The organism is Nitrosomonas communis (genome assembly GCF_024102715.1).
Lineage (GTDB): Bacteria > Pseudomonadota > Gammaproteobacteria > Burkholderiales > Nitrosomonadaceae > Nitrosomonas > Nitrosomonas communis_B.
Window position 1 is genome coordinate 12,810 of sequence record NZ_JAGFJM010000105.1, and the last position, 13,769, is coordinate 26,578.

Here is a 13,769-nt window from a genome sequence, read left to right on the forward strand (position 1 = left end):
TGATAGCGCCTAGTTATGAAAAAACCCGTTAGCCGCATTCTCCTGATCAATGATGAAAAACTGATTCTGAAGGAACTTATCAAAGGACTCAGTATTGCTGCCAAGTCGATGGACAATCCGCTGGGGATCGCGTTTGCAGGAGTTACCACAGCGCATGAGGCCTTGCAAGCAATTGAACAAGATGGCGATATTCAGGCGCTGGTAGTCGATGATAAGCTGTATACCCTGCAAAGTGAACGAAAAGGCTCGCGCAATTTGCAAATGAGCGCATTAGAGCTGGTGCAAAAAATTTCCCGCTTCCGCCCCGAGCTGAATATTTATGTGTTAATCGCGCAGGAACAGGAAGATGAAGTGGTTGATATCCTCTTTTCCGAAACGGTGGATGGTTATTTCTACCGTGAGGAACGTGACTATCGCGGCATGTATCGCATTCTCAATGCGCAACTGCAGGATAAGGCGCGCACACCGTTCTATGACCAACTCAAGCACTATGTCTTGATGGCCAAGGATGCCTGGCATACACCTGGCCATTCTTCCGGCGATTCACTGCGAGATAGCCCGTGGGTAAGCGATTTCTATAAATTTATCGGTGAGCATATTTTCCGCGCTGATCTGTCTGTATCCGTTCCCATGCTGGATTCGTTGATGGAACCCACGGGAGTCATCGCAGAAGCACAGAAAATTGCTGCCAAAGCATTTGGCGCACGCCGTACCTTTTTCGCCACCAACGGTACTTCCACTGCCAACAAGGTGATTTTTCAGACCTTACTTGCTCCCGGTGAAAAATTACTGTTGGACCGGAATTGCCATAAATCGGTGCATCACGGCGTGGTGCTGTCAGGCGCCCATCCGGTTTATCTCGACTCATCAGTCAATAAAAAATTCAGTATCTACGGGCCGGTACCGAAACAAACTTTATTTGATGCCATCGAACAGCATGCTGATGCAGAAGCCTTGATCTTGACTAGCTGCACCTATGATGGCTTACGCTATGATCTGCCGCCGATCATTGAAGCTGCGCATGCCAAAGGGATCAAAGTCATTATTGATGAAGCCTGGTATGGTTTTGCCCGTTTCCACCCAGCCTTTCGCCCCACTGCGCTGGAAGCAGGCGCGGATTACGCCACGCAAAGCACCCACAAGGTGCTGTCTGCCTTTTCCCAGTCCAGCATGATTCATGTCAATGATCCCGATTTCAACGAGCACTTGTTCCGTGAGAATTTCAACATGCATACCTCCACCAGCCCACAGTACAGCATGATCGCGAGCCTGGATGTAGCGCGCAAGCAAGTCATGCTGGAAGGATATAAACTGCTCTCGCGCACGCTGGAACTTGCCAGAGAGGTACGTGCACAGATCAATTCCACCGGCGTATTTCAGGTGCTGGAACTGCCCGAACTGCTGCCTGATGACATCAAGCAAGACAATATCCAGCTTGATCCTACCAAGGTGACGGTGGATATTTCGCGCTGCGGCTTTACAGTGGAAGAGCTGATCCGGGAATTGTTCGAGCACTACAATATTCAGGTGGAAAAATCCACTTTCAATACCCTTACCCTGCTGCTCACCATTGGCACTACCCGCAGCAAGGTATCGCGTCTTTATGATGCGTTGATGCGCATTGCGCGCGAAGGCCGCGCGCCGCGGCGGCTCTACCAGACATCGGAAATCCCTCATTTTACGGAGCTGAGATATCTGCCGCGTGATGCCTTTTACTGCGGTGGGGAATTAGTGCCGTTACTGGACGAAGAAGACAAGGTCAATAAGAATCTGGAAGGAAGAATCTGCGCTGACCAGATCACACCCTACCCTCCTGGCATACCGGTATTAGTACCGGGGCAAACCATCACTAACGGCGTAATACACTATTTGGTCAGCATGCTGCGCTCACAAAAACGCGTGGAGGTACATGGCATCGTCTACGACGGCTATCTGCCATGCCTGAGGCTGCTCACCGCTGCCGAGGAAGGAAGTTTAAAACAGCTTTCTTAACAAGCATTACGGTAGCGGCGGAAGGGTTTGATCTGGCAATATTGAATCGGTGTCGCCGGCTGGCATGGGGCGTACTGTACTCTTTACCAAACGTTTTGCTGGAAACCAGGCTTTGAAAATACTCCCTTTGCCTGTTTCGCTGACAATTTCCATACGTGCCTGATGGCGGCCTAAAATATGCTTGACGATAGCAAGCCCCAAACCGGTACCACCGGTTTCACGGGAACGGCTGCGATCAATCCGGTAAAAGCGCTCCGTCAGGCGGGGGATATGCTCAGGGCTGATGCCAATGCCACTATCCTGGACATAAAACAAGCCTTGATCCTGTTCTTCCGTCCAATTCAATGATATCTGCCCGCCTGTAGGCGTATAACGCACGGCATTACTGACAAGGTTGCCAAATGCACTGCCTAGTTCATCGACACTGCCTAATAGTTGCGCATCCGTTAAAATATTCAACGTAATGTGATGGCGTCCTGCACTGAGCGATTGCGCCTCCTGAAACAGACTAGTCAGTAATTCTATAATATTGACGTTTTCTTCATGCAGGATATTCTGGGCATTTTCGAGCCGCGACAATGTCAGCAAATCTTCCACCAGACGTTGCATGCGCTTTGCCTGATCAGCCATTAAAACCAGTGCACGCTTTTCCATTTCGCTATCTTTGATTTCTTCTTCCAGCAGCGTTTCTAGAAACCCGCTGATAATGGTCAAAGGTGTACGCAGCTCATGGGAAACATTGGCGATGAAATCCCGGCGCATAATTTCCATCTTCTCAAAGCGGGTAATGTCTCGACTGATCAGCAGCTTCTCCTTATCTCCATAAGGCACCAGCTGGAATGAAAGCACCATCTCCTCGTAACGTGATTGCTTGATCACCAGTGGTTTGCTGTAATCCCTGGAAGCCAGATATTCTACAAATGGCGTCTGTCGCACCAAATGAGTGACATGCTGACCAATATCGAGTTCCAGATTCAAACCCAAGTGCTGCTCAGCGGAGAGATTACACCATTCAATTCGATCAGCTTCATCCAGAATGACAATGCCTTCCGGCATGGCTGATGTTGCACGCTGCAATCGCTCCAGCGCCTTGCTCAGACTTTGCCGGCTTCGATAATAACGCCGGATAAACCGCGCCAGGCGTATGAACACATCCCCCCATGCACCAAAACTTCTGGGTACATTAGGCATGGTGGATGAATCAAAAGCAGTGTGATTAAACCGTTGAAACCATTGATCCAGGATAGCAAGGCAATAGGTATGATATATTGTCAATCCCAGCAGCACAGAACTGGATAAAATCAATGCGGCCACTGTATCCAGCGCGACCCAGACAATGGCAGTCACACCTATCAGCAAAATAATACCGCTAAAACGTCGGCAGAGATCAAACACGTTAATATCACGGAGAGGGATAAAAAATTGCTTCTGGATATTCCTGAGATCCACATCTTTCCAGGCAGAAACCTTGGGAAAAGCTTTCGTGCTGCGTATTATGCTTGAAAAAGCAGACCGGTATGGAAGAAATATTCGAATAGAAGGAATATCTCAAGATAGACACTGTCTACAGCTATGTAAGATGTTGTATTGATTTGGTTTACTTATGAACTCATCAGTCCAGCGCACCTTTATTCAGCACCTGCCTCACATCGGGTAGAAAAACGATAACCTGCTCCCCTCACTGTTTGCACCAATTCATCTTTTCCTGCTTCTTCGAGCGCTCTGCGTAGTCTTCGTATATGAACATCTACTGTGCGGTCTTCGACAAAGACATGGTCTCCCCATACGCGGTCAAGCAGTTGCCCGCGTGTATGCACACGCTCGGTATGTGTCATCAGGAAGTGCAATAGACGAAATTCAGTCGGACCGAGTGCGATTTCTGATGATCTTGAGTCATCTTCCAGATCATTCACAGTTACCCGGTGTGTTGTCGGATCCAACCTTAATCCCCCCACTTCAACCAATTCATCTGATGCTTCTGGCAAGCGCCGACGTAGCACTGCTTTAATTCGCGCAATGAGTTCACGAGGCGAGAATGGCTTGATGATATAATCATCCGCACCAATTTCCAGTCCGGTTACTTTATCACTCTCCTCCACGCGCGCCGTTAACATGATGATAGGCACCATTTTGGTGCGTATTCCTTGCCGCAGCATGCGCGCAAACTCGATCCCGCTTATATTCGGCAGCATCCAATCAAGCAGCACCAGATCAGGCAGTACATCATTCACCATATCCTTTGCCTGTTCTGCGCTTCCTGCGCACAACACAGCGTATCCCGCATTACGTAAATTATATGAAATCAACTCCTGGATGGCGGGTTCATCTTCCACGATCAGTATTGTTGCAGCCATTAGTGACCTCACTCAAAATATTTTAAAAATATCTGAGATAATATAAAGGAAGCATTGCATTTTTGTGACAAACAGTACAATTGTCATATATCGTCAACCTCAATTTTTCAATAGACATCAATGGCAGGACTAAATAAACATACTCCCGTTCCTACTGAAATAAAGCTGCATAAAAAATCCAGGTTACTGGAAATCTCCTTCAATGACGGCAAGACTTTTCAGCTACCCTGTGAATTTCTGCGTGTCTATTCTCCTTCAGCGGAAGTGCGCGGCCACGGACCCGGACAAGAGATTCTGCAAACAGGCAAGCAGAATGTGTCCATCACCCATATTGAGCCCGTAGGCCGTTACGCCATCCAGTTGAATTTCTCTGACGGTCATAATACTGGACTGTACTCCTGGGATTTACTTTATAATTATGGCCTAAATCAGGATAAAATGTGGCAACACTATTTGCAACGGCTAAAAGAAGCTGGCATTAACCATGAAACAGCATAACGAATACATTAAACTAGCGTATCGTTTCATTAACGCCGTTCAGCCTGAATCTGTTAAAGACAAGGTGAGTTCTTAGCAGCTCGACAGGCTCACCGCAAACGGTAAGAGTTTTACTGGAACGAGATAGTAGTTCTCATGAAGCTTCATCATTCTTCAATTCTGTGATAATCATTTGAAATGACAAAAACTACCCATTTCGGCTTCAAAACTGTTTCAGAAACAGAGAAAGCACATAAAGTTGCCGATGTGTTTGACTCGGTTGCTGCACGCTACAATCTAATGAACGATATGATGTCGCTCGGACTGCATCGGCTCTGGAAGCGGTTTGCTGTGGAAACAAGCGGGGCAAAAGCAGGAGACCGGATTCTTGATATCGCGGGCGGCACAGCAGATTTGACCGCATTGTTTGTTGAAAAAGTGAGTGAAACAGGCCAGGTCTGGCTAACCGATATCAATAATTCCATGCTGACAATCGGGCGTGATCGTATGCTGAATGAAGGAATAACTATCCCGGCAGCACAGTGTGATGCAGAAAAACTGCCGTTCCCTGACAATTATTTTGATCATGTCAGTGTCGCATTTGGTCTCAGAAACATGACCCACAAAGATATCGCGCTCAAAGAAATGCTGCGTGTGCTCTGTCCAGGTGGGTCGCTGATCGTGCTCGAATTCTCGAAAGTATGGAGACCATTGCAGCCTCTTTATGATACTTACTCCTTCAAGGTGCTCCCGATCATGGGAAAATTAGTCGCTAAGGATGAAGGCAGTTATCGCTATCTTGCTGAATCAATTCGTATGCATCCATCGCAAGAAGAACTGAAACAACTGATGCAGCAAGTTGGATTTGAACGGGTGGAATATTTCAATTTAGCTGCCGGCGTGGTCGCGCTCCATCGGGGCTACAAATTTTAGGGCGCTGCTAAAAAACTATTTATTCCATTTCCAAATCAAAAATGACGCGAAGGCGAGCCGCAGACAGTATAAATAATACGGCAAGGTGAAGCCGACAATGTCAGTTCTGATTTGGAAATGGAATTACAGGTAAATCGCAGTGTCACGCGCCGTTCATGTTAACGGTTATCTGTCCTGATATGGCGTTTCGCTACCTGGCTGGGCAGCATTTTCACCATCTTCTGTGAGTGAACCCCCGACCTGCCCATCGACATCCACCCATAGATGGGGTAAATCAAGCTCTTTAAGCCAGTCTTTACTTTGATTGTCTTTAAGCATCCCGATCGTTGAAGCGCTGCCTGCAATGACGCAGAAATCACCAATCACACTAACTGCAGCCATCCGCTTGACTGGCCAGCCTGTTTTCGGATTCAGCACGTGACCGTAACGAATGCCATTTATGGTAATACAGCGCTCATAATCGCCGCTGCTGGCAAGTGCGCCTGAGTAGAGCTCCAGTGTCTGTAACAGGACATCCGGGTGACGAGGATGCCGTATGCCGATGCGCCAGGGGCTACCATCTGCATGCGGGCCAATAATCTTGATATCCCCTCCCAAGTTAACCATGCCGTGTTGAATGCCCATATCCCAGCATATCGTAGCAGCACGGTCGACCGCATATTCTTTGACCACGCCACCCAAGTCGATCTCCATGCCTGCCAGTGGAAATTCAAGCACAGGTGATCGCCAGTGCAATTTATTCCAGCCTATTCTAGCCAACAAAGTTTGAATAACTGTCTCATCCGGTAGCTGATTCGATGTGAAATCCCAGACCCGGCGCAGAATACCTGAAGTAATATCAAACAGCTCATCACTTTCCTCATAGCAAGTTTCAGCATAATCGAGCAAACCGGCTGTTTCGTTATCAACCGTAATACACCCTCCTTTCGCTGCCACACGATTAATTTCGGACAAAAAGCTACTTTCACGATAACGTGAATAGACCGACTCTAATCGCTGAATATCTGCAATTGCTGCATCCACAACACGCCCAGCTTTAATCTCGGTGATAGCATAAAGCTGTATCTCACAGGGCGTACCCATTGCCTTAAAGGGAAAACGGTAAAGTTTCATTAAAATGAGTACTCAAACAATCATTCTCAAGGTATCTGCATCCTTATTTTTGCCTAAATATCATCATCATACGGTCATAATCATCCAGACCTTTCAACGAATAAGTCGGGATAAGACTGGTAATTCTGTTAGTCAGCATATTTCTGATCAGGGATATCTGTCAGAAACTGTAGTGCCAAGTAGCTGACAGCGCCCCTTCTCGCTCAAGCTGGAAACCATTGACATCATCACGTAGCGGTTGCACCCATTCAAAAGCAAAGTGATTGCCAGCGAATTTGCCACTCGGCACAGAAGCATTCACGCCAATGCCTATATCCCAATATTGTCCGCCATGATTGGCAGGAAAATCCATCGGGCCAATTCGTGCGTTAAACTTATTGAAATCGCCATGTATCCTGTCACGGTAAGTATAAACACCCCGTACTGAAGCGGCCAGCCAATTAGACAGATGATAACCTCCCCAGGCAGATGCCTGAAAAATGTCACCAAGCCGATAACCTGATTCATTGCTGCTTTCCATCCGCTTGACCCCATAAAGCTGGCCCCCCCAGTACCAACGATTGCTTGTGCCGCTATAGGTCAGGTTAGGTAAAAAATCCCAGGTACCGCTTCCTAATTGCATGTCAAAGTGAAATAACCCCCCATCAACCTGAAACATGCGCCTCATTTTCAAGTCTACTTTTCCGGTCGGTGCGCTGATACCTAAACCCACATGCAGCCTGTGCCCGGGTATTTCATATAACTTAATGAGTGATGACAAGATGGTATCGCCAACACCGCCAGTCGTATGACCGCCGGTACCAGTATGCTCATGAACACCCGGGTCGCGTGGCGGACGCCCAGCAAGTTCACGCAAATTCATGTCCATATCCATGAATTGCGGCATAATCATCAGATTCAACCAGCGTGTAGGCGCATACATGATATCGAGCATGTGCATTTTCATATTCATCTCAGTGTGAGTAAAGCGGCACAAAATCACGTCACTACAGCCTTCGTTGACAATCGCCAGATCGCTGACCTGATGCGCACCACGCAACATATCACCCGCCTGGCGAGAATACATGAAACGATATCCCACCATCAGTTCGCCTGGATTATCCAGCATATGGCCAAACATGATGCCGGCTGGGACAGGGGACGCACCGTGGGCATGCTGCTGGCCATGATCATGGTGCGCATGGTCGCGTCCGGTTGCGACATTCATGCGCGAATGTATGGCTTCCATATCAACTTTAATTGCGGCATTGGCCACGTAAAAATCAAAATCAGCAAAACTGTTATGACCACTCCCGCCGAGCTTCAATGAACTGGCACGAGTGTAATATTCAAAAGCCGCCTCCAGCTCGACTCCTTTGCTGAATCTCTTATTGAGTATTACGCCCCCGCTTAATGCACCAAAGCCAGATAAACGATGATCACTGGAAAAGTTTTGGGGTAATTTAGCAGCATCAAACGATACCAGCTGGGGTTGTAGGTTAAGTTCAGTGGCATCAACCGGATTGCCGTCAGTATCAAAAAAATTACCATTGCCGTTACGAAAAAATTGTTCACTTGGATTATTCGCGTCAACCCAGATTTGCCGCCCTGAAGCATCGGTGGCCGTTTTACGAAATGCCTGATTGGAAATGAGATACGGCTGATAAAAATCAGCTGAATCCTGCGAGTAATAGCGGATTCGCGGAGTAATGGTCCAGCCATGACCCAACGGTTGCACCCAATCTGCTTCAAAGGTATGCGCATTAATTCCCCAATCACCGAAAGAAAATTGGTAATTCAGATGTAAAGCAGCATCCAAAGGACTGATATGCTGCACATATTTACTGCTTAAAGCCAATTGGTTGCGTATATTCGGCCGCTGCTCCAGTAAGGCGCGCGCATCGCCGACGATGGGCGTATTCGCATCAGGGTTAATGAATTCCGGGTTAATAAAAATAACCGTCATGGCTTTGTATGGATTTTCCATGAACCCACTGCTATGGGTATAACCGATGTTGGTATCGAACAACGAGTTCTTACCAAGAACTTGCGTCAATCCCAGCGTGGCTGTCCAGTCCTGACGATCGCCCCGTAATATTTCCGAGCCATCGCGCCGTTCAATTTGATTGGTGTAGGCAGTGCGTGTTAAATAAGGCAGAAGATCCGGGTCCAGGATGGCAGATGTTTGACTGCTGGTATAACCTGCTCCGAATTTCAAGCTGGTTAACTTCTGATTAAAATCCAGCCGGCCACTGAGATTGCCATAGCTGGATTCATAATCATTTTCTAAGGAAAAACCGCCACCTGCATTAACAGCCGCTTCATTCCATTCATAACCCAGTCTGAAATTTGCCTGATTACGTGTTTCCGGCGATGCAGACGAAAGAATTAGTACAGTGCGCGGATCGACTACCTGTCCCCCCTCGGGTGTCAGCTTGAGTGGATTCAGATTCTGATCCAGCAGCACCCGAGTATTGACGAGAGGAGATGCACCGACAGTAATCACTCCATCAGGTGAATTTGCCAGAATAGGCCGATTGCCATTGGCGACTAACGGTGCTGAAGTGACTGGCGTCGCACCTGACCAGGTATCCTGAGTGTAACTAAAAGAAAATTTTACCCGGTCATGAAATGTGAAATTGCCGCTGCCATGTACAACATCCACTCTAATGGGGTCCAGATTGCTGGACACGTTGTAAAGATTACGCTTCCCTTCCTGATAACGGTTATATTGAAAACTAACGCTGTCGGTACTGATACTTGCGGCCTGTGCCGGCGATAACAACAGACCCGGCAGGACAAGTGCTGCAGATGTCAATGCCTGCAGCGTTGTTTTCGCGGTAGCACCCGGACCGGTTTTTGAATCGCTACATTCTGGATTATTGACTGACTGGTGTGCCAGACCAGTTAAGCATGAATCGTTTAGACCTATCATCAAAACATCGCTCAGAAGCAGCCACAGCCACCGCCGCCTCCTGCAGAATTAGTGCTGGCAGCAGCTTCGCGGCTACCATAATTATGGGCCTGAACAGCACTTTGTAATGGATGAGGATCCAGCGCCATATGCGGTTTGGCAAGATTACCACGCTCCCAGGGAGCCACCTGCACACAACCCGCTAAAGCGAAGATAATCAATAACAGGATGAAAATAACAGCAAAACGGGTTATTTTCATCGCCATCATCAAACTGAGCATTTTTTGCAACGGCACCAACAGTATTTCTCTAAATTTTCTCTATCAGAAGCTGCTCAATCAAAATACGTAACTCGCCCGCTTCCCCCGCGCGGAAACCACGATGGATATGCCGCACCAAGCCTCTTTTATCAATGAGATAAGTGGATGGCATGGCTATCACTCCAAAATCTTGTGCGCACTGCTTGCTGGCATCGAGCAAAACAGGAAAATTGGCTGGATGCTTGGCAAGAAATCCCTTGGCATCTTCAACGTTCTCATCCAGATTGATCGCTATCACTTTCAGGCCCTTGTCTTCAAAATCGCGCATTAACTGACGCATGAAAGGGAATGATTTGACACAGGGCGGGCACCAGGAAGCCCAGAAATCCACATAAATCACTTCACCTTTCAGTGCTTCCCAATTTTCAGCCGATTTTCCATCCAAATGAGTCAACTGGCAAGATGGCGGCGGCGTATTTCCTTCCAGATGCGCCTGTACAGGGGTCACCATAGCAAGGCAGCACATGAGGCCAGCTGACAACAATAAATTGGCTAGCTTAATCATTTTCGAAAGACCTCCACCTGATTATCGCCAAAACAGCGGCTATTCGAATTGATCCACCACAATATCTGTCCCCGTATGCACACCGGTAGCCGTGTTGCAGTGCCATTCGACTTCAAAATTACGCGCACCGGCCACGGTTTTGTCTGCCATCATAAAATATACGCCATTACCTGCCTGCAGCGGAACGAACGGACTGAATTGGGCATCACCTGGTGTAGTATCGGTAATGCTGATCGCTTTGCTGCCTTTAAGTAACTGGAGGCTGACAAACATGCCAGGTACGGGGGCAGAGTTATCGCGAATACGCGCAATAAGATGATCTGCCGGCCCATTACCATCATCAAAACAAGTCACGCGCGCCAAAGCAGTAAATGTTGCTTTGTTGCCAGCAGGATCAAGCGTCGCACCTCCGCCATGTGCACTGATCGAGGCGGCATAACCAGTGGCAAGGATGATACTTGCCAACGTCAATATTTTTTGCAGAAATGGATGATTGTTTGTCATGTCGTATTCTCCTCTCTCTTACTTTCTTCCGGGTATTCAGTTTAAACGCGAATACCTCGGCAAACGTGTTATCAAATCATTTCTCTGCTTTCGCACACTATTTGCGCAACCCGCAAGCATACCCCTTTTCAGTGCTGTGAGAAATCATCTATTGTTGCTGCTGTGAACAGGATCATAAATCCTGTTCACAAATGTCAAGTATAACGCTTATTGTGGCCAGACTTGCTGACTGTTGAACTTGATCGGCATATCACGATTGATCTGAGCTGCAGAAGGCCTTACTTCAACATCGACACCCTCGCCACATGATCCCGGCAGCGGATTCTTGGTCACATCACGCGTAATTGTCAGTGAAGCAGGACCATCATCCGTGGTACTGACACGATCATACGGTGTTCCCAGGTTATTATGCGTCCACAGGTTGGCAACAGCACCCGCCTCCCCTTCACCGCTGCGTAATGCATCGACTCCGCTAATTTCACAAATATCAGCAATGGAAACAAAAAACTTCACACTCTTGGCGCAGGAAGTCGGTTCGATATTAGTCGCACTGACTCTGAAAGGAACAAATGCATTCATGTGAGCTGGCATACCTGATCCGCCGCCAGACCAGAACCCAACAACGTTACCCGTCGGCCCTTGCTTCTCATCCACAAAATCAAATACCGCCCGTGTCTGGAGAGGCTGAACGTTAGGTCCCCAGTTTGCAACAAAGTCAGTCAACGGTCCATTATGCGGCTGACCACCGACAGTAATAGTTGAATCAATGCCATCCGGAAAAACCACTGAAGTACCAATAATTGCTTTCTCACCACAGCCGTGCCCAATGGTAACATTGTTCGTCACCCTGACGCCTTCTGTGACTGTCGGCATTTCCAACCGGGTATGCGCCAGCGCACTCTGTCCTACGCCTGCCAGCATGGCTGCAGCTAAAGCCAGCGTTAGTGTTTTGAATTTATTTTTTTTCATTCTGACTCCCTTTTCTAATGATCTAAAATGATGAATGTGTGATTTATTCGAGACAACATTCAAAATGACATATCCCGATTACCCGGTTAATTTATCAACAAAGATAAATGCAATGCGTCTGTCCAACTCCTGTTCACAACGAATGGGTGAATAGTCGCAAACCATTATCTGGTCTAATCAAACAAATAACAATGTGGCAAATTGTCGCACCTGCTATTCCAGCTATATCGCAGAAACCATCATTGGTTTCCAAAATCATTTTGAAATCAAAGTGATCTGAACAAAACTTATTTGCTTAGAAGTGAAAGCCATTTATCAATGCTGGCAAGGCTGTTTTAAGTTTTTATCCGCAGGCCAATGCGTATGGATTTAATTTTATGAAGAAAAAATTTGAACTAGATGCTTGACAGCAAGCTTGTTGATTGTAGTTGCAGCGCTTTCTCTCATCCCGGATGAACTACAATAGACTCCACGGGAACACCCGCCCTGCTTACGACAAGAGGCGGGGTTTCTGCACAGAAAAAACCAACTCAGCATCCGCAAAATCCAGCTGATTTGGCATTGATCAATGGCTAATTAATTGTCGACTTTGACAAAAGCGCCATTCTGCTTGATCCATACCTCATTAGTAAACGCATCGTGAATCGTGCCGGCATTAGTAGCGAAACAGTCCGGAACCACCTTACTCGTGGAAGTAGATTTAGCTGCCAGCGTGATGGGCGGATCGACAGTAGCGACTCCCAGTACAATCAGATCCTTTAATGAAGCCTCGAGTTGTGTTGTCATATCCACGCAGACATCCGTGTTAACGACTAGATTGGCTTGTTCTGCAGGTGCATTGATGGTGCAATAGTCGGTACTAGGTGGTGAAAATTTCGATGGATCAACTGGTGAGTTAAATGTGACGCCACTTAATTTTATCAAAGGAATACCGCTGGTCCTGAGTACAGAAATGCCTGTCGCTGCAGGCTGTGCAGGTGTTTTGCAAAGATTGGTATCACCAGAAAACTCAATACATTTCCCATTGGTGGTGACATTGACGACGTTGTCACTTTGCGTGAAAACCATTTCGGCAGGAACATTGGCTATATTGCAAGCTGGAATGCTGCCATTGCCGCCTGTGTTGGCAATATGATTGATCAGACCGGGTAGTGTATCAATGAATGTTGGGTTATTGCCCCAAGATCCGCCCAATACATAAACGCCATTATCATTTTTATTGACGCCAGCATAAGTATTTGTTTCAGGATAGAACCGGTATAGCCAGGGTTCGGTGCTTTGCGTAGTCCGGTGATTAGGGAAGAATTCTGGATAAGTGTTCTCAGCCCAGTTGAGCAGCGTTTCAGTATCGCTCGTAACATCGGCGGAAGCAAAGCTGATGTTGCCAAGCAAAGTAATCGCGCAGGCAGATAACATTAACTGTTTCATACGGAATTTCATATTTTTATTAACTCCTGTTTTTATTTGATGAAATGAATTTTTAACTTAATTAGATGGCGTATCACATCCTTCTCAAGATGGGATACTGTAAAAATATTCTCATGTTATTCCATTTCCAAATCAAAAATGACGCGAAGGCGAGCCGCAGACAGTATAAATAATACGGCAAGGTGAAGCCGACAATGTCAGTTTTGATTTAGAAATGGAATTATATGTCGAATCACTACTGTCCGGTTAGCTATAACCCTCTGAGAGATAAAGCCTGAGTG

General features: G+C 47.1%; 12 protein-coding genes. 3 read left to right on the forward strand and 9 right to left on the reverse strand.

Annotation, left to right across the window (positions count from 1 at the left end):
* The first annotated feature begins 15 nt into the window (after nt 1–15).
* Nucleotides 16–1,992 (forward strand): aminotransferase class I/II-fold pyridoxal phosphate-dependent enzyme, encoded by a 1,977-nt coding sequence (locus tag J5I83_RS10080; protein WP_304055597.1) that lies wholly within the window; start codon nt 16–18, stop codon nt 1,990–1,992.
* A gap of 6 nt (nt 1,993–1,998) precedes the next feature.
* Here the strand turns inward: J5I83_RS10080 and phoR are convergent, their stop codons facing one another.
* Together phoR and phoB are read right to left on the reverse strand one after the other, a co-directional pair.
* Entirely contained in the window at nt 1,999–3,387 is a 1,389-nt protein-coding gene (gene phoR, locus J5I83_RS10085) for a phosphate regulon sensor histidine kinase PhoR (protein ID WP_304055598.1), read from the reverse strand.
* Nucleotides 3,388–3,620: 233 nt separating this feature from the next.
* A complete protein-coding gene (phoB, locus tag J5I83_RS10090; RefSeq protein ID WP_304055600.1) occupies nt 3,621–4,346 on the reverse strand; it encodes a phosphate regulon transcriptional regulator PhoB in 726 nt (241 codons plus the stop codon).
* Nucleotides 4,347–4,466: 120 nt separating this feature from the next.
* Between phoB and J5I83_RS10095 the strand changes: the two genes are divergently transcribed.
* Nucleotides 4,467–4,844, forward strand: a complete 378-nt coding sequence (locus tag J5I83_RS10095) for a DUF971 domain-containing protein (protein WP_304055602.1) — start codon at nt 4,467–4,469, stop codon at nt 4,842–4,844.
* Between the two features lie 177 nt (nt 4,845–5,021).
* Nucleotides 5,022–5,756, forward strand: coding sequence for a bifunctional demethylmenaquinone methyltransferase/2-methoxy-6-polyprenyl-1,4-benzoquinol methylase UbiE (gene ubiE / locus J5I83_RS10100; protein WP_304055604.1), 735 nt, complete (start codon nt 5,022–5,024; stop codon nt 5,754–5,756).
* A 165-nt stretch (nt 5,757–5,921) separates the two neighbouring features.
* Here ubiE and J5I83_RS10105 read toward each other — a convergent pair whose 3' ends face one another.
* The 7 genes from J5I83_RS10105 to J5I83_RS10135 form a co-directional block, all read right to left on the reverse strand.
* Nucleotides 5,922–6,869, reverse strand: coding sequence for an FAD:protein FMN transferase (locus tag J5I83_RS10105; RefSeq protein WP_304055606.1), 948 nt, complete (start codon nt 6,867–6,869; stop codon nt 5,922–5,924).
* Nucleotides 6,870–7,029: 160 nt separating this feature from the next.
* Nucleotides 7,030–9,783 carry a DUF3570 domain-containing protein gene (locus J5I83_RS10110; protein WP_304055608.1) on the reverse strand — a complete coding sequence of 918 codons (2,754 nt, stop codon included), beginning with the start codon at nt 9,781–9,783 and terminating at the stop codon, nt 7,030–7,032.
* 11 nt (nt 9,784–9,794) lie between these two features.
* Nucleotides 9,795–10,022, reverse strand: a complete 228-nt coding sequence (locus J5I83_RS10115) for a DUF4266 domain-containing protein (RefSeq protein WP_304055609.1) — start codon at nt 10,020–10,022, stop codon at nt 9,795–9,797.
* A 49-nt stretch (nt 10,023–10,071) separates the two neighbouring features.
* Nucleotides 10,072–10,587, reverse strand: a complete 516-nt coding sequence (locus tag J5I83_RS10120) for a TlpA disulfide reductase family protein (protein WP_304055612.1) — start codon at nt 10,585–10,587, stop codon at nt 10,072–10,074.
* Nucleotides 10,588–10,626: 39 nt separating this feature from the next.
* The gene (locus J5I83_RS10125) at nt 10,627–11,091 is read right to left on the reverse strand and encodes a hypothetical protein (RefSeq protein ID WP_304055613.1); all 465 of its coding nucleotides are present in this window, start codon (nt 11,089–11,091) and stop codon (nt 10,627–10,629) included.
* Nucleotides 11,092–11,298: 207 nt separating this feature from the next.
* Complete coding sequence (locus tag J5I83_RS10130) at nt 11,299–12,060, reverse strand: hypothetical protein (protein WP_304055614.1); 762 nt, start codon at nt 12,058–12,060, stop codon at nt 11,299–11,301.
* A 576-nt stretch (nt 12,061–12,636) separates the two neighbouring features.
* Nucleotides 12,637–13,488 (reverse strand): hypothetical protein, encoded by an 852-nt coding sequence (locus J5I83_RS10135; RefSeq protein ID WP_304055616.1) that lies wholly within the window; start codon nt 13,486–13,488, stop codon nt 12,637–12,639.
* Nucleotides 13,489–13,769: the final 281 nt, after the last annotated feature.